This is a genomic window from Rossellomorea sp. ABR4_012 (genome assembly GCF_056159545.1).
Window position 1 is genome coordinate 407,679 of the sequence record NZ_JBSWVK010000004.1, and the last position, 19,027, is coordinate 426,705.

General features: G+C 43.2%; 19 protein-coding genes. All 19 read right to left on the reverse strand.

Features of this window, described 5'->3' with window-relative positions; all coding sequences use genetic code 11:
• Positions 1–4 precede the first annotated feature (4 nt).
• Positions 5–751, reverse strand: a complete 747-nt coding sequence (gene rnc / locus ACXAFV_RS18045; protein WP_475128486.1) for a ribonuclease III — start codon at positions 749–751, stop codon at positions 5–7.
• Between the two features lie 503 nt (positions 752–1,254).
• Positions 1,255–1,488: an acyl carrier protein gene (gene acpP / locus ACXAFV_RS18050; RefSeq protein ID WP_032088865.1), complete on the reverse strand. Its 234-nt coding sequence runs from the start codon at positions 1,486–1,488 to the stop codon at positions 1,255–1,257.
• 106 nt (positions 1,489–1,594) lie between these two features.
• Positions 1,595–2,338 carry a 3-oxoacyl-[acyl-carrier-protein] reductase gene (gene fabG, locus ACXAFV_RS18055; protein ID WP_475128487.1) on the reverse strand — a complete coding sequence of 248 codons (744 nt, stop codon included), beginning with the start codon at positions 2,336–2,338 and terminating at the stop codon, positions 1,595–1,597.
• Positions 2,339–3,283 carry an ACP S-malonyltransferase gene (gene fabD, locus ACXAFV_RS18060; RefSeq protein WP_475128488.1) on the reverse strand — a complete coding sequence of 315 codons (945 nt, stop codon included), beginning with the start codon at positions 3,281–3,283 and terminating at the stop codon, positions 2,339–2,341.
• The gene (plsX, locus tag ACXAFV_RS18065; RefSeq protein WP_475128490.1) at positions 3,276–4,271 is read right to left on the reverse strand and encodes a phosphate acyltransferase PlsX; all 996 of its coding nucleotides are present in this window, start codon (positions 4,269–4,271) and stop codon (positions 3,276–3,278) included. Before plsX ends, fabD begins: the two co-directional genes overlap by 8 nt.
• Positions 4,272–4,853 (reverse strand): transcription factor FapR, encoded by a 582-nt coding sequence (gene fapR, locus ACXAFV_RS18070; protein ID WP_475128492.1) that lies wholly within the window; start codon positions 4,851–4,853, stop codon positions 4,272–4,274. It lies immediately after the preceding gene.
• Between the two features lie 93 nt (positions 4,854–4,946).
• The gene (gene recG / locus ACXAFV_RS18075) at positions 4,947–6,998 is read right to left on the reverse strand and encodes an ATP-dependent DNA helicase RecG (protein WP_475128493.1); all 2,052 of its coding nucleotides are present in this window, start codon (positions 6,996–6,998) and stop codon (positions 4,947–4,949) included.
• Complete coding sequence (sdaAA, locus tag ACXAFV_RS18080) at positions 6,985–7,878, reverse strand: L-serine ammonia-lyase, iron-sulfur-dependent, subunit alpha (RefSeq protein WP_475128495.1); 894 nt, start codon at positions 7,876–7,878, stop codon at positions 6,985–6,987. Before sdaAA ends, recG begins: the two co-directional genes overlap by 14 nt.
• A gap of 51 nt (positions 7,879–7,929) precedes the next feature.
• Entirely contained in the window at positions 7,930–8,592 is a 663-nt protein-coding gene (gene sdaAB, locus ACXAFV_RS18085; RefSeq protein WP_475128496.1) for an L-serine ammonia-lyase, iron-sulfur-dependent subunit beta, read from the reverse strand.
• Between the two features lie 94 nt (positions 8,593–8,686).
• Complete coding sequence (locus ACXAFV_RS18090) at positions 8,687–10,351, reverse strand: DAK2 domain-containing protein (protein ID WP_475128498.1); 1,665 nt, start codon at positions 10,349–10,351, stop codon at positions 8,687–8,689.
• Positions 10,352–10,366: 15 nt separating this feature from the next.
• Complete coding sequence (locus tag ACXAFV_RS18095) at positions 10,367–10,729, reverse strand: Asp23/Gls24 family envelope stress response protein (RefSeq protein ID WP_034755738.1); 363 nt, start codon at positions 10,727–10,729, stop codon at positions 10,367–10,369.
• Positions 10,730–10,923: 194 nt separating this feature from the next.
• Positions 10,924–11,112: a 50S ribosomal protein L28 gene (rpmB, locus tag ACXAFV_RS18100; RefSeq protein ID WP_032088875.1), complete on the reverse strand. Its 189-nt coding sequence runs from the start codon at positions 11,110–11,112 to the stop codon at positions 10,924–10,926.
• Between the two features lie 1,005 nt (positions 11,113–12,117).
• The gene (gene spoVM, locus ACXAFV_RS18105) at positions 12,118–12,198 is read right to left on the reverse strand and encodes a stage V sporulation protein SpoVM (protein ID WP_032088878.1); all 81 of its coding nucleotides are present in this window, start codon (positions 12,196–12,198) and stop codon (positions 12,118–12,120) included.
• A 101-nt stretch (positions 12,199–12,299) separates the two neighbouring features.
• Positions 12,300–12,956 carry a thiamine diphosphokinase gene (locus ACXAFV_RS18110; protein WP_475128499.1) on the reverse strand — a complete coding sequence of 219 codons (657 nt, stop codon included), beginning with the start codon at positions 12,954–12,956 and terminating at the stop codon, positions 12,300–12,302.
• 65 nt (positions 12,957–13,021) lie between these two features.
• Positions 13,022–13,675, reverse strand: coding sequence for a ribulose-phosphate 3-epimerase (rpe, locus tag ACXAFV_RS18115; RefSeq protein ID WP_475128500.1), 654 nt, complete (start codon positions 13,673–13,675; stop codon positions 13,022–13,024).
• 3 nt (positions 13,676–13,678) lie between these two features.
• On the reverse strand, positions 13,679–14,560 hold the full coding sequence (gene rsgA / locus ACXAFV_RS18120; RefSeq protein ID WP_475128501.1) for a ribosome small subunit-dependent GTPase A: 882 nt from the start codon (positions 14,558–14,560) through the stop codon (positions 13,679–13,681).
• 134 nt (positions 14,561–14,694) lie between these two features.
• Complete coding sequence (pknB, locus tag ACXAFV_RS18125) at positions 14,695–16,701, reverse strand: Stk1 family PASTA domain-containing Ser/Thr kinase (RefSeq protein WP_475128502.1); 2,007 nt, start codon at positions 16,699–16,701, stop codon at positions 14,695–14,697.
• A 6-nt stretch (positions 16,702–16,707) separates the two neighbouring features.
• Positions 16,708–17,457, reverse strand: coding sequence for a Stp1/IreP family PP2C-type Ser/Thr phosphatase (locus ACXAFV_RS18130; protein ID WP_475128503.1), 750 nt, complete (start codon positions 17,455–17,457; stop codon positions 16,708–16,710).
• Positions 17,458–17,717: 260 nt separating this feature from the next.
• A partial coding sequence (rsmB, locus tag ACXAFV_RS18135; RefSeq protein WP_475128505.1) for a 16S rRNA (cytosine(967)-C(5))-methyltransferase RsmB occupies positions 17,718–19,027 on the reverse strand: 1,310 nt, incomplete at its 5' end.

Genomic DNA, 19,027 nt, shown 5'->3' on the forward strand with positions numbered 1-19,027 from the left:
CCCCCTATTTCACGTCTAACTTTTGTTTTAGCTTTTCAAGCGCTCTTTGCGCAGCCTGCTGCTCCGCTTCCTTTTTCGAGCGTCCTTTTCCTATGCCAAGTTCCTCGTCATTGAGACAGACACGAGAAATAAACTGGCGATTGTGTGCAGGACCGCTTTCTTCAAGGATTCCATACTCAATCGTACCTGCATTACCTCTTTGAACGAACTCCTGCAATTGACTTTTATAATCCATCACATGAGAAAAAGCACCGATATTTATTTTAGGATAGACAACTTTTTCAAGGACACTTATCACTGTATCAAGTCCCTGATCAAGATATACCGCTCCGATGAATGCCTCAAAGACATCTGCCAAAAGAGCCGGCCTTTCCCTGCCGCCAGTCATTTCTTCTCCCTTACCCAAAAGGATCAATTCCCCGAAGTTCATCTCGATTGAGAATTTGACCAATGAAGGTTCACATACAATTGCCGCTCTCAGCTTGGTGAGTTCACCTTCTGACATCATTGGATATTTTTTGAAGAGAAATTGCGAAACAGTCAATTCCAGAACTGCATCGCCCAGAAATTCAAGGCGTTCGTTGTCTTCATAAGGTTTTCTGCGATGCTCATTCACATAGGATGAATGAGTGAAAGCTTGTTTAAGAAGTTTTTCATCTTGAAATTTGATTCCGATTTCCTCCTGAAATTTTTGGAATTTCAGATCATTCTTTTGTCTAGTTATTCCTTTGTTTCTACTATGCTTTCGCATAAAGCACTCCACCTTGCTCTATAGGTTCTCAAATATACACTTATCAAGTTTATGATAAATAAAACAAATAATCAAAAGTTAATTTAAATCTAGAATATGAATTACATGCTTAAATGCCGCAGCTGATTTCCGTGCAAGACTTCGCTTTCCGCGGGCGGTCGGTGAGCCTCCTCGTCAAAGAGAGATAACTGTCTAGCTTCAGGGCTTAGAGGCACATGTCATAACCCAAACCGACCAAGAAGGCAAAGAGCGCCTTCATGGCCGATTCGTCTTATGCCACCCGCCTCTTAGCAAAGCCCTTCCGCTTTTCTGTTAGGAGTCTTTGTCTTGCACTCCAATCAACTACTGGATACACTTTATAACTATATTTAACTTTCTACACGACATATAAAAACACGCTTGATAAAAGACAAAAAACTTGGCAGAGGAATTCTGCCAAGTTTGAAATGATTGATGTACATACAGTCTTATTTTGAAATAAGCGAATGCAATCAAACGAACGATTATGCGTTTGCTTTTATGTAGTTCACAGCATCACCTACTGTGCCAATTTTCTCAGCATCATCGTCAGAAATTTCCATGTCGAATTCATCTTCAAGTTCCATTACCAGCTCAACTACATCAAGGGAGTCAGCTCCTAAGTCTTCTTTGAAAGAAGCTTCAAGAGTCACTTGAGATTCATCTACACCTAGACGATCAACAATGATTTTTGTTACACGATCTAAAACTTCTGCCATTTTTGTCACCTCCCCTCAAGTATTATAGTGTATTTTAACCCGGAATGAAAAGCATATCAGCTGATTTTTAAATTTTTTCAGGCTTAAGCCTCATTCCTCGTCCTTACTACATCACCATTCCGCCATCAATATGAAGGGTCTGCCCCGTCATATAAGAAGACGATTCAGAAGCGATAAAGCTTACAACTTTTGCGATATCCTTTGGATCTCCGAATCGGTTCAATGGAATTTGCTTTAACATTTCACTACGTACATCCTCCGGCAATTGATCAGTCATATCAGTGGAAATAAAGCCCGGTGCAATCGCATTTACTGTAATTCCCCTCGGTGCCAGCTCCTTTGCAGCTGTCTTCGTTAAACCGATGACACCTGACTTGGCTGCTACATAATTCGCCTGCCCTGGATTACCGCTTACACCAACGATGGATGAGATATTGATAATGCGTCCGCTTCGTTGTTTCATCATCTGACGCGTTACTGCTTTCGTGCAAAGGAACACACCTTTAAGGTTAATATTGATAACATCATCCCATTCATTTTCCTTCATGCGCATCAATAAATTGTCTTTTGTGATACCAGCGTTATTGACTAATACGTCCAATGCTCCGAACTGACTGATTGTTTCTTTTATCATCGACTGTACAGAGTCATTGTCGGCTACATTACATTGAATGGCGGCAGCTTCTCTTCCCATGCCCTTGATTTCGTCAACCACTTCATTGGCTTTTGCCTCACTGCCTGAATAGTTAACAACTACTTTTGCACCTTCACGGGCAAGTTCAAGGGCAATCTCTCTGCCGATCCCCCTGGATGCACCTGTTACCAGTGCTACTTTTCCATCTAAATTCATTTATGCTTCCTCCTTCAACTTTTCAATCACTTCAGTCAAGGAAGCCTCATCTTGGACTGCAAATGTCTTCACACGTCGATTCACTTTTTTGATGAGACCTGATAGTACTTTACCCGAACCTATTTCAATAAATGTATCTACCCCAAGGTCCAATAGTTTTTCAACGGTATCTTCCCATAATACAGGGGAATAAAGCTGTTCAATCAGCAAACGCTTGATTTCCTCTGCATCAGAAACAGGTGAAGCCGTCACATTCGCAATGACCGGTACAGCCGCACTCCGGATTTCAATCGAATCCAGAATCCCAACGAATTTCTCTGCAGCAGGCTTCATTAACTGTGAATGGAAAGGACCGCTCACTTGAAGAGGAATCACTCTTTTTGCGCCTTCCTCTTTAGCACGGTCTGAAGCGGCTTCCACTCCCTTTACAGTACCGGAAATCACGATCTGCCCAGGACAGTTCAGATTTGCCAGCCCGACCGAATGACCTTCATCAGTTACTCCATCCGTGATTTCTTTTAACGATTCTCTATCCATTCCAAGGACAGCTGCCATTGTTCCTTCACCGCTCGGAACGGCTTCTTCCATGAATTCCCCTCTTTTTCTTACTGCATAGACAGCATCTTCAAAAGAAAGGGAACCAGCTGCAACCAACGCAGAATACTCACCCAAACTGTGCCCTGCTGCATAGTCTGCTTGGATTCCTTCTGATTTCAGCCTCTCCAGGATCGCCACACTCGTCGTCAACAAGGCAGGCTGAGCATTCGTAGTTTGTGTCAACTCTTCCTGAGGTCCTTCGAATATGATAGAGGATAGATCGGTGCCAAGTTTTTCGTCCGCTTTTTTAAAAAAGTCCCCAACCTCATTATACTTGTCTGCCAATTCCTTCCCCATTCCGACTGTCTGAGAGCCCTGACCGGGGAAAACAAATGCAATTTTACTCATGTGCATCTCCTCCTTTTACAGCTTCCTTTATGGTAGTTGATACGTCGTTCTTCACCATTTCCCTTGCCTGTCTTATCGCATTGTATAAAGCTACATCATTGGATGAACCATGGGCTTTGATGACTGGTGCTTTCAATCCGAACAATCCCGCTCCTCCATATTCGGTGTAATCGAGCATCCCTTTCAGTTCCTTTAAGTCGTTTTTCACAAGGCCTGCAGCGATTTTGTTCTTTACAGAAGAAGTGAGTGTTTTTTTCAATAGTGAAAAGATTGAAAGCGCGGTTCCTTCAATTGTCTTCAATACCATATTACCCGTGAAACCGTCCGTGACGACGACATCCGCCACACCATTCAATAAATCACGGGACTCTACATTCCCCACAAAATTCACTGGTGAGTCTTTCATTAGGCTGAACGTTTTCTTTGTCAGTTCATTTCCTTTCTTGTCTTCGGTTCCGATATTTAACAAACCGACACGAGGCTGTTTTATCCCTCTTACTCTTTCAGAGTAAATACTGCCCATGAGCGCATATTGAACCAAATGTTCCGGTTTGGCATCTACATTTGCCCCTAAATCAAGCATCAAGAAGCCGCTCCCGTCAAGGGTCGGAAGGGTTGGAGCAAGAGCTGGGCGCTCTATGCCATCGATCCTTCCCACAATGAATAAGCCAGCTGTCATCAGCGCTCCTGTATTCCCTGCAGAAATGCAGGCATCGGCTTCACCATTTTTCACAGCCTGGGCCATCAACACCATGGAGGAATTCTTCTTTCTCTTGACAGCGCGCACAGGTTCATCTGTACTTTCGATCACTTCGTTTGTATGTACGATTGTCAATCGTTCATGAGACGGCAGCCACTCTTTTATTTTGCTTTCATCCCCATATAATAACACTTCTATATCATGAAACTCTGCCAGTGCTTTTTTAACACCAAGGACAATATCTTTAGGAGCATGATCTCCGCCCATTGCATCAACGGCTAACTTCATCTATGCTTCATCCTTTTCTGTTTTTTTGGAGCGGTACATTTCGAAGTCCCCTCTGAATACGAGTTCTCCTCCAACATAACTATGTACCTCCACCATTGTTCGGTCTCTTTCGACTTTATTATGTAGGACCTTTGCCTTCGCCACTACTCTTTCGCCTTCTTTTACTGGACGCGTAAAGCGGATCGTGGACTTGGCCGTTAAAGCCAGTTCATCATTTATTACAGCGACAGCAAGTGAATTCGCCTGTGCGAACAGATGATGCCCCCTTGCAATTCTATTTCTCACAAAAACATGTTCAGCTTTGACATCGAAAATTGAAATTGCACTTTCATCCAAATCTATATCAATAATTTCCCCTATGACCTCTTCAATCGGCAGCGATTTAACTTCATCTTCAAATGATTTTTCAGCTACATTTTTAATGCGCTCACGAAGCTCGGGAATCGAGAGTTCCATCCGGTCCAGGCGTATTGTTTGTACACTTACAACGAAGCGCTCTGCCAATTCTTCATCCGTGATAAAGGGATTTTCTTTTATCGTTTCTAATAGGTTCGCTTGTCTTTCTTTTTTTGAAAGTCTCATTATTTAACACCGTCCACTATTAGTACTAGGTACTAATAGTAGTATATAATCTAAAAAAGCAGATTGCAAGAAATAATCTCACAATCTGCCTTTCTAGTCGAGCTTTTCACCTTCCATCACACCCGAATCCGATAAGAATGAACGCAATTCCTGCCATTCTGCATCTTTCCAGAAGCCTTCGGAGTTTATCAATGCGGCGGCATCATCTCTCGCAACCTCCAACGCCCGATAATCATGTACCATATCGGCTACCTTGAATTCGGGAAGCCCGCTTTGTTTTTTTCCAAAGAAATCACCTGGTCCTCGCAGTTCAAGATCTTTCTCACTTAACACAAAGCCGTCATTGGTTTCGGTCATGATTTTCATCCGCTCTTTACCGACCTCTGTTTTCGGTTCTGCTAATAAAATGCAATAAGACTGATTATCGCCTCGGCCCACCCGTCCCCGTAATTGGTGCAGCTGAGATAAACCGAATCTCTCAGCATCATAAATGAGCATAAATGTGGCGTTTGGAACATTGACGCCGACTTCTACCACGGTTGTTGATACCAGGACTTGGATGTCATTGGAACTGAACTGTCTCATAACATCCTCTTTTTCATCCGGGTGAAGCCTGCCATGCATGAGTCCCACTTTATAGCGTCCTTCAAAATAAACGAGAAGCTGATTGTAGACATCAATCGCGTTCTGGACATCCAATTTATCGGATTCCTCTATCAACGGGCAGATGACATATGCCTGCCTTCCCTGATCAAGCTCTTTATCCATAAATGTCAAGACACGAGGGAGCATATCTGCTTTTGCCCAATAGGTTTCAATCGCTTTTCTTCCTGCCGGCATCTCATCTATTATACTCACATCCATCTCTCCGAAAACCGTGATGGCAAGAGTTCTGGGTATTGGAGTGGCTGTCATAAACAAAACATCCGGACTTTTTCCTTTTTCTCTTAACACTCTTCTTTGATTGACACCAAAACGGTGTTGTTCATCGGTTACAACCAAGCCCAATGATTTGAATTCAACATCTTCCTGGATCAGCGCATGAGTACCGATCAAGATATCGATTTCTCCTTCTTTTAATTTCTCTAAAAGTAGTTTTCGTCTCTTTCCTTTTACAGAACTGGTGAGAAGGGCGACGGATAATCCGGCGGGGGACAAAAGCTCACTCATCGATTCTGCATGCTGTTCTGCCAAGATTTCAGTAGGGACCATGAGAGCCCCCTGATACCCTGCTGTTACAGACGAAAACAAGGCGATAGCTGCGACGACGGTCTTTCCCGATCCTACATCCCCTTGCAGAAGACGGTTCATTCGATAAGGGGACTTCATGTCTGAAGAAATTTCATTCACCACTCTTTTTTGTGCCCCGGTTAATGGGAAAGGGAGTGAATCTGTAAATGCTTTTATTTTTTCAACATCATAATGCTGCTGTATTCCTGATGATTGTTCCCTTTCGAATTTCCGGAGTGCTTGCATTTTAAGCTGAAACAATAAAAATTCTTCGTAAACGAATCTTCGTCGAGCCTGCTTCATATCAGAGGGGGTAGACGGAAAGTGCAATTGGTAAAGTGCTTCCTCGCGGCTCATCAACTTGTACTTATCCAAAATGGAGGAAGGCAGATTTTCCGAGATGATGTGATGATAATCTGCGAAAGCTTTTTTAATGAATTTTCTCAGGGTATTATTTTTCACATTCCCTTTCAAAGAATAAACCGGTTCGAAGTCACCCTCTTTGTTATGAGGGCCGCCCTGAAAATACTGGGCGGTTATGACCTGCCTGTTCTTATCCCATTTCCCCGTCACTGTAACCGTATCATGAAGCTTGATCTTCTTTTTCAAGTAAGGCTGATTGAAAAATACCGCTTGAATTAAATTTCTTCCGACCAGAACCCTGACGGTCAGCCGGGATTTCTTTCTTCCATAATACATCAGTGAAGGTTCGGAATGGACTTTCCCTTCGACAGTGACTCTCTCATCATGTGCGACTTCTTCCAGATCTCTCAGCCTGTAATCCTCGTAGCGATAAGGCAGATATTCCAACAAATCCAGAACGCTGTATATCCCCATCTGATTCAGCTGCAGTGCAGTTTCCTCACCAATCCCCTTTATATTCTGGATTGTCAGCTCTTCATTATGAGTCTTCACGTTTATTCAGAGAGACCCCGAAAATTTTCGCTTCTAATTCCCTGCCTGTAGGAGTCGCGGCTAATCCGCCTTGAGCGGTTTCCCTGAGAGCCACAGGCATTGTTTGACCGATTTTATACATAGCGTCTATCACTTCATCACACGGAATCCTGCTCGTGATCCCGGCAAGCGCCATGTCAGCTGCGACCATCGCATTGGCAGCGCCCATTGCATTCCGTTTGACACAAGGTACTTCCACTAACCCAGCGACAGGGTCGCATACTAATCCGAGCATATTCTTCAATGTAATGGCCATGGCCTCAGCAGATTGACCGGGAGTGCCCCCAGCCATTTCAACAATAGCTGCCGCTGCCATTCCGCTTGCAGATCCCACTTCGGCCTGACACCCTCCTGCTGCGCCAGAGATTGAAGCATTATTCGCAACCACAAAGCCAAACGCACCAGACGTAAATAAAAACCTGACCATTTCATCTTTTGACGGGTTTAATTTATTTTTCACCGCAAATAAGGTGCCAGGAACTACTCCGGCGGAACCTGCTGTCGGAGTTGCACAAATCGTCCCCATTGCTGCATTCACTTCATTTGTAGCTACGGCTTTACTGACTGCATCCAGGATGGTGTCTCCTGATAGTGACTTGCCTTTTTCGATATATTTCTGCAAAAGGACAGCGTCTCCGCCAGTCAGGCCGGAATGAGACTTTACACCTTCGAGGCCACGTGCGACTGCCTGCTCCATAACCTCAAGGTTCTTTTCCATTTGAGCATAGATTTCGTCATAAGATTTCCCTGTAAACTCGATCTCCTGCTCAATCATGATATCCGATATTTTTTTATTTTGACTTTCAGCCAGTTCAATTAACTCGGCAACATTTCTAAACATGTAGAAACCTCCTCACAACGCTGATGTAAACGTTCTCATAAAAATAGTAATTTAATCTGAAATCCTTGTTACCTGTGTGATATTTGGAAGTGATGTGATTTCATCTATTACGGCTTCCTCAATCGGTTGATCCACTTCGATCGTCATAAGTGCCATTTGGCCTTTTTCTTTTCTGGAAACATCCATATGGCCGATGTTCAACTGGTGTTTGGCTAATATATTTGAAACAGAAGCAATCGCACCGAATCGATCATCGTGAACGACCAAAATGGCAGGATGATGGCCTGACAGTTTCAGTTCAAATCCATTCAATTCAATGATTTCGACCTTTCCTCCCCCAATGGAGATTCCGACAAGTTCAAGCTCACCCTGATCGTCACCCATTTGGATTCTTGCTGTATTCGGATGGTCCGTAACTGCATCCTCTTCCTGGAATTTTACTCTGATACCTTTTTTCCTTGCCTGATCGATTGAATGGATGATTCGTTCATCATACGTATCATAATCAAGGATTCCCCCTACAATCGCAACGTCTGTTCCATGTCCTTTATACGTTTTAGCGAAAGATCCGTAAAACGAAATCGATACCCACTTAGGCTCCCGGCGGAAGAGGTTGCGTGCAATCCTTCCGATTCGTGCCGCCCCGGCAGTGTGAGAGCTTGATGGCCCAATCATTACAGGACCGATAATATCAAATACACTTTTGTATTTCATCGTAGATTTCCCCCTGTCTAAACAAGCAAACTACTTTTATTTTAACATAATTTAAGGGGACAAGCGCACGTTTAGCGCTGTCCCCTTCATCCTTTTATTCAACTGAGAATATATAGGAGTAAAGTGGCTGTTTACCGTTATGAACTTCCACTTCCACATCTTCATAATTTTCTTCTACATATTCCTGTATTGAATTTACATCCTCTTCCGTTACACCTTCACCGTATAGAATGGTAAGAATTTCGGAATCTTCATCAAGCATCTCGTCCAATAGACTTTTTGCTGTTTGCGAGCGATCCTTCTCTGCAACCACAATCTTGCCTTCTGCGATCCCCATGAAATCATCCTTCGAAATCGCTATACCGTCGATGTTCGTATCTCTTACAGCATACGTGACCTGACCTGTCTTCACATGTGTTGAGGCTTCACTCATCGTCTTTTTATTATCTTCTACAGAAGCGGTAGGATTGAATGCCAGTAATGCAGCCATCCCCTGCGGGACAGTCTTTGTAGGAACCACAGCGACTTCTGCGCCCAGTACCTCAGCTGCCTGTTCCGCTGCCATGATAATATTTTTATTATTAGGCATGATGATGACTTTCTTGGCATTCACTTCCTCCACAGCCTTCACGATATCTTCAGTGCTTGGATTCATCGTCTGTCCGCCTTCGATCACCGCTGTCGCACCGATGCTCTTGAAGAGGTCTGAAACTCCCTCTCCCATGGCGACCGTCACGATTGCGAAATCCACTTCCTTCTTAACAGGTGGGGCCTCGGTCTTAACAGCAGGAGATTCACCAACGATGCTGCTGTGCTGCTGTCTCATATTTTCAATCTTTATATTGATGAGACTGCCATATTTATGTCCATAAGATAAAACATTACCAGGCTGTTCTGAGTGAATATGTACTTTTGCCAACTCATCGTCACTGATCACCAGCAGCGAATCACCAAATTCACTTAAATCATTGCGGAAGTCCTCTTCGTCAAATGCCTGCTTATCATCTTCAAATTTGACCATGAATTCAGTACAATAGCCAAATTCAATGTCTTCGGTGCTCATGAAATCCTGAGCTGCCTTATGATGTTCAGCACTTACAAGATCATTCATGGATGGCAATGAAGCCTGATCAGAAACTTTTTCACCTTTCAATTCAGCCAGGAAACCTTCATAAACGAATAATAGGCCCTGACCGCCGCTATCAACCACTCCAACTTCCTTTAATACCGGAAGCAGATCAGGTGTACGGTCAAGTGAAGCCTTTGCTTCATCTACGACAGCCTGCATCACCTTTACAAAATCTCTCTCTTTTTGTGCAGAACTCACACCTTTTTTAGCGGCGTCCTTTGCTACCGTCAAGATCGTTCCTTCGACCGGTTTCATTACAGCTTTATATGCTGTTTCTACTCCAGACTGCAATGCATCCGCGAATTCCTTAGTTGTTAAGGAGCTTTTCCCTTCGATTGCTTTTCCAAATCCTCTAAACAACTGGGAAAGGATAACACCTGAGTTCCCTCTTGCTCCCATCAATAACCCTTTTGAAAGTGCAGAAGCAACATTACCAAGATGATCTTGGGTATTCTGCCTGACTTCCTTTGCACCTGAAGTCATTGATAAATTCATGTTTGTTCCAGTATCACCATCAGGAACAGGAAAGACGTTCAGCGCGTCAACCAGCTGGGCATTAGCAGACAGCTTAGCAGCGCCTTGGATGACCATTTCCGCAAAACGTTTTCCTTCCAAAGATGTAATCGACACAAATCTTCCTCCTCACTACGGGTTCGTTACTCGAACCCCCTGCACAAAAATATTTACTGAATCTACCGCCAAGCCGACGGTCTTATCAAGGGTATATTTAACCTTGGATTGTACGTTATGAGCAATCTCAGAAATTTTTGTACCATAGCTCACAATAATATACATATCAATATGTACTTCCTCTTCATCTTGACGAACAATCACTCCGCGAGTGAAGTTTTCTTTACGTAAGATATCTGTAAAACCGTCTTTAATTTGATTTTTTGAAGCCATTCCAACGATTCCGTAGCAATCCACCGCTGCACCTCCAGCAATCATTGCAATGACATCATTTGTAATATCAATTTGTCCGTACTGCGTTTTTAATTCGATGGACATGGAATGTTCTCCCCCTTTAAATACATGCTTGGCTAAAAACATTTTACTATAACTATGCGCTTATTGAAAGCTAAAGTATATTCTATCCTCTATTTCTGCATCAATATCTATCATTTTTTCCAAAATATTTCGCTTTACACTTATAAATAGAAAAAAGACGCCCTTCTAGAAAGACGTCTCCTCATTTTTAAGTATTATACACGCTCAACTTTACCTGATTTCAACGCTCTTGCAGAAACCCAAACTTTTTTAGGTTTTCCGTCCACAAGAATACGAACTTTTTGCAGGTTAGCACCCCAAGTACGCTTGTTCGCATTCATAGCGTGAGAGCGAGCGTTACCAGCGCTAGCTTTACGGCCTGTTACTACGCATTTCTTTGCCATAATCTATTCCCTCCTCACTAACAAGAAGCTGAAGTTACATTTCAGTTCTACATTTCGCTTTTTTCATAAAGATACTTTAATAATTTATCACACAAGCTCACATAATGCAACAGTTCAATTAAAAGCTTTCAAGAAAAAATACTTTACAGGTTGAAATGCGGAGGCGGCTTGGTCAGAGACGACAAGCATAAGACGAGCTTGCCCTAAAGGCGCTTTTTGCCTTTTGGGCAAGATTGGCTTATGTCTCGAGTCTCTAGCCGCCGGAGCTGGACAACAAGAAATGCGGAAGTGGGCGTTTTGCTCCCTTTGAAAAATGTTCTTCGGCTTTAGAGGCGCTTTTTGCCTCAAAAGACGAAGGTTAATTTTCAAACGGGAGCAGACCACTGGAGCTGGACAGCTAGAAAAGCGGAAGGGCTTCGCTCAGAGGCGGGTGGCATAAGACGAATCGGACAGGAAGGCGTTCTTTGCCTTCTTGGGCGATTTGGCTTATGACATGTGCCTCTAAGCCCTGGAGCTGGACAAGTTGAAATGCGAAGAAGCTAGGCGACAAGCATAAGACAGGGAAGCCGGAAAGGCGGGTTTTGCCTTTTTGGATGGCTTGGCTTATGTCTCGAGTCTCTAGCCGCCCGTCAGCTGAGCTAGGACTTCTGAACACTATTGAAGATCGTGCAGCTTAAAGATTTTTCGACAAGTAGAACGTATTTTATGAAAGTGGAACGTATTTTCTAAATCTGGGATGTAAATCTGAAAAGTGGCACGTATTTTTCAAAAGTGGCACGTAAATCTGAAATTTGGCACGTAAATGTTGAAACACAAATGAAAAACAAGCGAAAACACCCTAATTGGTATGACGCACGCATATACTTACTCCGCCTCCACCTCTTCGTACACCTTTATGGCTTATTGTCTCGTTATGTAATAAAAACGCTTGATTATCCGCTAAACCAATCCAAGGAGTTATCACATAAAAAAGAAGGCAGCCCCCTGCTGCCTTCAATACTATCATTATTCTTTTTTAAATGTTCCTAACATCGCTCGAACAAGCCCACCCAAGAACTTAGGTAATTTAATTGTATAAAATCGCATTTCAGTCCCTCCCCGCAATCTAAAGAACGTAATGTTTCGCTTGACATCATTTCAGTCTATTCAAGCAGGTGCATTTAAGTACGTCTTCTTTCTTCATTGGGTCAAGAAGCACTGTCGCTGCTTCTTATCACCATTAATATGCCATTCGTAAAAGAAAAAGTACCAGATGATTGTATAAGTTCATTACTAATACATAGTGTGGAACCACGGAAAATATTCCGGTTTTTTAGCGGGTATTTGAAACCGGAGAGAGTCAGATTCTCAACAGATCCAGTCATAGGGACAAACGAAATATACTTGTGTGAAGGGTGTTCGACTACCATATGCTCTCCTGCATTTGCGATCCAGAGATGATTTTGAACATCGATCAGTTCACTTTTTATACCGGATTCCAGGAGGTCCGGCTGCATCAATAGTTGGACATTCCCCATAAAATGATCCAGGCGGCCGCCCGATGCCCCGAATATCTTGATGGAGTCGGGATTTTGGGTGAATACCCAATTAAGCGCAAGCTCTAAATCTGTTTCATCTTTTTCGGGCTGGTACATATTTACGGTTTTTACCTTCTCTTTAATCAATGTCCATTCTTTATCATTCACTGAGTCGAAATCACCGAATGCTCCAATAGGTTCAAGATCGTTTTGAAGGATGGTATATACGCCCCTGTCAACTCCGATCCATTTTACATTATTGGAATTGAATGATTTCAAATCAGGTATATATTTTTCTGGTCCGCCTGCGACGATACAGTATTCCAATGTTTTCACCTCGAGTATATAAAATAGACTGATCCATCTTTTCTCCCTGGACCAGTCTTTAAAAGCTATTTAGAAAGCGATTTTCTTAATTCCTTAATCGCTGCGCCTCTGTCGGCTTGATTATAGATTGCTGAACCTGCGACAAACACATCTGCTCCAGCATCAGCGCATACTGCTGCAGTTTCTGTATTGATTCCACCGTCCACTTCTATTTCAAGCTCCGGGTTTACCTCTTCGGCCCAGCTTCGGATCTGCTTAATTTTAGGAACGACCGATGAAATGAAAGACTGGCCTCCAAATCCTGGATTAACCGTCATTAACAATACCATATCGATATCCTCAAGGATTGGCTTTACCCAGTCGGCAGGCGTAGCCGGATTCAAGACGACTCCTGCTTTAACACCTTTACTCTTTATCAACTGGATGGTTCTGTGCAGGTGAGGTGCTGCCTCGACATGCACCGTGATGTAGTCAGCGCCAGCATCTGCGAATGCCTCGATATACCGGTCGGGGTTCTCGATCATCAGATGAACATCCAATGGAAGTTCTGTAAGGGGACGAACGGCTTTGACCACCAGTGGTCCCATCGTGATGTTCGGTACAAAATGGCCGTCCATCACATCGATATGGATATAATCCGCTCCTCCATTTTCGACGTCCTTAATTTCTTTTCCCAGTTCTGCAAAATTTGCAGATAGAATGGATGGTGCTATCTTCATTTCTTAGTACCTCGGCTTTCTGTCTTTTATTTCTTGGTGGAATGTCAGGTAGTGGTCATATCGGTAACTTGGGATATCACCTTTGTCAACCGCATTCTTCACCGCGCATTTTGGTTCGTTGATGTGGAGGCAGCCCCTGAATTTACATTGATCGGACGCTTCCACCATTTCAGGAAAATAAAGTGGCAGCTCTTCGACTTCAATATCGGTAAACTCCAAGGAACTGAACCCAGGCGTATCCGCCACTAATCCATTATCTATATGAATCAGCTCAACATGGCGGGTGGTGTGCTTCCCCCTCCCCAAGTGAGATGAAATCATGGCTGTTTTCAACTCTAGTTCGGGTTTTATCACATTCAACAAGGTCGACTTGCCCACTCCGGATTGGCCGGCAAATACCGATGTTTTATCTTTCATGTATGGGGATAATTCTTCTATTCCCTGCTCGGTCTTGGATGATGTGACGACCACTTCATATCCAAAAGACCGGTAATGCTCCACATACTCTTCAATTTCCTTTATTTCTTCGGATTTCAGCAAGTCCATTTTCGTTATACATATGAGCGGGTCTATATCCTTGCTTTCAACCAAAACAAGGAACCGGTCCAATAACCCAGTGCTGAAATCAGGTTCCCGTGCAGAGAAAACTAAAATGGCCTGATCCACATTTGCAATCGGAGGGCGCACCAGTTCATTCTTCCGTTCAAACACCTTCAGGATATAGCCGTCTGTTTCGTTCTCCGCTTGGAATTCCACATAGTCGCCTACAAGAGGGGTCACTTTGTTTTTACGAAACACCCCTCTGCCACGGCATTGCGTGATTTCCCCATTGGAAAGAACATAGTAAAATCCACTTAATGCTTTGATAATTTTCCCTTCTGCCATTCGGGACCTCCTTTTAGATCGCTAACATTCACGTATGTATACTTTCATTTTATATCATAATTCCATTATAAAGGAAAATAAGAGGACTGTCCCCTTAGGTTTTCAGAAACCCGGGGTACAGTCCCGCTCATTCTTTATTCTTCGTTTTTAGGATACTCAACGGTACCTGATTTATACTCTTGTTCGTCGACTATTATCTTGTATTTACCCTGTTTGCCTTCTTCCAATAAGAAATTCAAAGTAAATTTCGTCTCTTCCGTTATCCCAGTTTTTTCTTCACTGTCTTCATACGTACTGTCCTTATCTTCTATGAAGATTTCGACGATTTGAGGCTTTGTTCCGTCTCCTTTGTACGGGACGGTAATCTCTAAAGGAACCTCTTTTTCTTTCACAGGCTCTTGACCCTTGGACATCACCACATACACCGTATCACCTGGATATGTTGGAGTTCCTGGTTTTGTACCCTGCGAAATCACATGTCCTTCAGAAATATCATCTGAATATTGTTCTTCCGAAGTTACAATGGAAATACCGCGAGAATTTGCATAATCATCAAGTACCTTTTGATTCAAGTTTGTTAAATCAAGCAACTCAAAAGATGATGGTCCTGTACTGACAGTAAGAGTAATGGTTGTGTCACTTGCTACGACTTCTTCACCAGGGGAAGGGTCCTGCTCGATGATTGTCCCCTCTTCTTCTTCATTTGATGGTTCTTCTTCTTTCTTTACAGTAAAGCCCTGTTCTTCAAGCCTAGAAACAACCTCTTCAAAGTTCTTACCTTTAAAATTCTCTACCTCTACCTTTTCCTTACCAGTACTTACATATAAATCAATTGACGAACCTTCATTTACCATACGGCCTTCCTTGGGATTTGTTTTTATTACTTGTCCCTCAGGAAATTCTTCACTCGACATCTCTTTCGTTTCTCCGACCGCGAACCCAGCAGAAACGATTATGGAAACTGCTTCTGTAGGCTCTTTTCCTTCGACATTAGGAACCTCTATTTCCTTAGGACCCAGCAAATCAGGTACCAACGTCACTGCAGCAACCCCCAACAATATCAGTAAAAAGAACAAGCTGATGATCAGCACCGGCCACTTCCTTTTCTTCTTCTGTTTGGGGACTTTTTTCTTTTTACCTTTTACAGGTTTGGTACCTTTTTCAGACTTGACTGGTTCTGCCGGCTTCGTGTCATTACTTGATTGAGTGTGGATGATGGTATCATCGAGATTCGATGAACCATTATCATCCGTAATGACAGGAATAGCCTTTGTTGCTTCATCATCCATCGGAACGGAGAACTTAGGCTCATCCATCCGTTCGGGATCGAGTGCCGTTGTCAAATCATCATCCATTTCTTCAAGGCTGTCATACCTTCTGAAAGGGTCTTTGGCAGTTGCTTTGAGGACAATGTTCTCTACACTTTGCGGTATATCAGGATTCCACCTTCTCAAAGATGGTGTTTCCGACTGCAAGTGCTTCAACGCGATTGAAACAGCTGACTCACCGGAAAATGGCAGTCGGCCGGTCAATAACTCGAACATCACGATTCCAAGTGAATATATATCCGATTTCTTAGTCGCCATGCCGCCTCTTGCCTGTTCAGGAGACAAATAATGCACAGAGCCCAGTACAGAATTTGTCTGTGTGATGGAGGTGGCACTAAGTGCCATCGCAATTCCGAAATCAGTGATTTTTACCGTGCCATCTTCATCGATCAATATGTTATGGGGCTTGATATCCCGGTGGACGATATGATTTTGATGGGCATGAGAAATAGCCAGGGTCAGCTGTTTCATAATATCCAATGCCGTATCGATGCCAACAGGTGAATGCTGCTGTATGTATTGTTTCAAGGTCATGCCTTGTACATATTCCATTACGATATAATAGAGATCATCTTCTTCCCCGACATCATAGATGCTGACAATGTTCGGGTGGACAAGGCTGGTAGCAGATTGTGCCTCCCGTTGAAACCGTTTGATAAATTCTTCTTCATTTGCAAAATCCATTCGGAGCATTTTAATGGCAACTTCACGATCGAGTATCATGTCGTGAGCAAGATATACGTTGGCCATCCCTCCGCCGCCGATCAGTTTAATGATCCTGTATCGGCCACTGATGCGCTTTCCATTCATCATGTACTATCACCCGCTTTCCGTTTCAGCGGCATACTCAACGATGAGGACGGTGATGTTGTCTTCTCCGCCGTAATCGTTAGCCAAATGAACGAGCTTCTCGCCTTTGTTCTCGAGAGAGTCATCATTTGATAAGATCTCTTTCATTTCTTGTTCTGAAACTTTATTTGATAAACCATCCGAGCATAAAAGCAAAACATCATCATCTTCAAACATGATTGTCTTAATGTCCATTGAAATCGTCGTCTCTGTTCCGATTGCTCTCAAGATCACATTTTTCCTTGGGTGATGCTCTGCATCTTCTTTGGAGATTTCACCGCTTCTGACGAGTTCGTTCACCAATGTATGGTCCTCTGTCAGCTGGTGAAATCCATTTTCATTCAATATATAACCCCTGCTGTCCCCTATATTCACAATGGTCGCAAACAGGGAGGTGCATATCGCACCGACCAGGGTTGTGCCCATTCCCTCACATTCTGTATGGGATTGAGAATAACTATAAACTTCTTGGTTCACTTCGTTAATAGTCGTTTTTAACCAATTTTCAGCCTGGTCTGCAGTCTTAAACTTATCCGTATTTTCCCAGATTCCCTTCAAAGTGGAAATCGCCAGTTGACTCGCCACATCACCCGCACGATGTCCGCCCATACCATCAGCTACAACTGCGAGATAGTCTCCATGTGAATTTTTGAATACATCGACACTGTCTTCGTTATGTTGACGCACTTTCCCTTTATCCGTATAAAAAACAGTTTTCACTCAGGTCACCTCTTCTCTTCTTTCCGCTCCCCTATGTAGAAGCTCCATCATCCTTCACACTACCCGCTTCCTCGTGTATGGTTCAAAAGACCCAGAGTGAAAAAGCATCGGCAAAAGCATGAGTGGAACAAAACAATATAACGATCTTCCTATAAAGGTTATGCTGTTCTTCTAGTACATGTACGACTTAAAACGAGTATTTTCCTGCTTGCAAAGTACAAATTCATTCAAATTACGATATTTTCCATCAAAAAAACGGATCATGATCCTGTTCTGATAAAGCAGGAAATATAAAAACCGTCGCCGCCAAAATCCTGTGGAAATACTTGCAGTTCATTTTCTTCAATGAACGGCTGTACCGCTTCCGGAAGATTTTTCAAATGATAGGCAGTAAATTCTGGATGGTCACTTAAGAATGAACGCACCGTCCCTTCATTTTCATTCTTATCTACAGTACAGGTACTATATACTAATATCCCGTCTTTTTTAAGCAGTGGCGCTGTTGCTGACAAAATGTCCAGCTGTATTTTTTGAAGAGAATGCAGATCAGTTTCCTTTTTCGCGTATTTGATATCCGGTTTTCTTCTGAGAACACCCAATCCTGAGCAGGGGGCATCTACAAGGATCCGATCAAAACTCTCTCTTTCGAATTTCTCCCCGGCTTTCCTGCTGTCCAGGGTAGACGTGAATATATTCGAAAGACCCAAACGGGAGGCGTTTTCATCAATCAGCTTGACTTTGTGCTTATGCAGATCCAATGCATGTACTTCGCCTGTTCCTCCAAGCAGTTCAGCGATGTGAGTTGTTTTACCTCCAGGGGCTGCACACGCATCAAGCACTTTCATATTCTTTTTTAATTCGAGGGCATGCGCAACAAGCATGGAGCTCTCGTCCTGAATGGTTAATTCGCCGTTCCGGTAAGCATCCGTCTTCACCAGATTCCCCCGCAGGGTTTGTACAGCTTCTTCTGTAATAGGACTTGGTTTCACTTCTACACCTTTGTTGCTTAAGTTTTGTATCAGTTCTTCTCTTGTCAGTTTAGTCGTATTCACACGCGCTGTCTGTTTCGGCGCGACCAGGTTCATCTCACACATCTGACGGGTTTTATCCAGCCCGAATTGCTCTTCCCAGCGTTTCACCAGCCAGAAAGGATGACTGGTTTCTATGGAAACTTTTTCGATGGGATCTTTTATTTCGTCAAGGCTCGGGATGCCTTTTCTCTGAATAGATCGAAGCACACCATTCACCAGGCCTGATATTCCTTTATGTCCTCTCTTTTTGGCTATTTCCACCGCTTCATGTAAAACAGCTCTATCTGGAATCCGGTCCAGATAGACAATTTGGTAAAGAGACAACCTTAACAAGTGGCGCACCCAGTTGTCCAGCTTCCCCTTGATGAATGGAGCAAGAAAATAGTCCAATGTCAATTTCCTCTGTATCGTTCCATAGGTGAGCTCGGTTAAGAGGCCTATGTCCTTTGAGGGAAGCTCATTCTTTTCAATCACAGAATTCAACAATAAATTGCTATACGATTGATTCTTTTCGACCGCTTCGATGACGTCTAGTGCAG

What these genes read in the sequence shown, in the direction of transcription:
- pknB (WP_475128502.1), bottom strand. Translation starts at nt 16,701, where the DNA reads ATGATGAATGGAAAGCGCATCAGTGGCCGATACAGGATCATTAAACTG.
- spoVM (WP_032088878.1), bottom strand. Translation starts at nt 12,198, where the DNA reads ATGCGATTTTATACAATTAAATTACCTAAGTTCTTGGGTGGGCTTGTT.
- ACXAFV_RS18095 (WP_034755738.1), bottom strand. Translation starts at nt 10,729, where the DNA reads ATGTCCATCGAATTAAAAACGCAGTACGGACAAATTGATATTACAAAT.
- rsgA (WP_475128501.1), bottom strand. Translation starts at nt 14,560, where the DNA reads ATGGCAGAAGGGAAAATTATCAAAGCATTAAGTGGATTTTACTATGTT.
- rpe (WP_475128500.1), bottom strand. Translation starts at nt 13,675, where the DNA reads ATGAAGATAGCACCATCCATTCTATCTGCAAATTTTGCAGAACTGGGA.
- rnc (WP_475128486.1), bottom strand. Translation starts at nt 751, where the DNA reads ATGCGAAAGCATAGTAGAAACAAAGGAATAACTAGACAAAAGAATGAT.
- rpmB (WP_032088875.1), bottom strand. Translation starts at nt 11,112, where the DNA reads ATGGCAAAGAAATGCGTAGTAACAGGCCGTAAAGCTAGCGCTGGTAAC.
- sdaAB (WP_475128496.1), bottom strand. Translation starts at nt 8,592, where the DNA reads ATGAAATACAAAAGTGTATTTGATATTATCGGTCCTGTAATGATTGGG.
- fapR (WP_475128492.1), bottom strand. Translation starts at nt 4,853, where the DNA reads ATGAGACTTTCAAAAAAAGAAAGACAAGCGAACCTATTAGAAACGATA.
- acpP (WP_032088865.1), bottom strand. Translation starts at nt 1,488, where the DNA reads ATGGCAGAAGTTTTAGATCGTGTAACAAAAATCATTGTTGATCGTCTA.
- sdaAA (WP_475128495.1), bottom strand. Translation starts at nt 7,878, where the DNA reads ATGTTTAGAAATGTTGCCGAGTTAATTGAACTGGCTGAAAGTCAAAAT.
- fabG (WP_475128487.1), bottom strand. Translation starts at nt 2,338, where the DNA reads ATGAATTTAGATGGAAAAGTAGCACTGGTAACAGGTGCATCCAGGGGG.
- plsX (WP_475128490.1), bottom strand. Translation starts at nt 4,271, where the DNA reads ATGAAGTTAGCCGTTGATGCAATGGGCGGAGATCATGCTCCTAAAGAT.
- fabD (WP_475128488.1), bottom strand. Translation starts at nt 3,283, where the DNA reads ATGAGTAAAATTGCATTTGTTTTCCCCGGTCAGGGCTCTCAGACAGTC.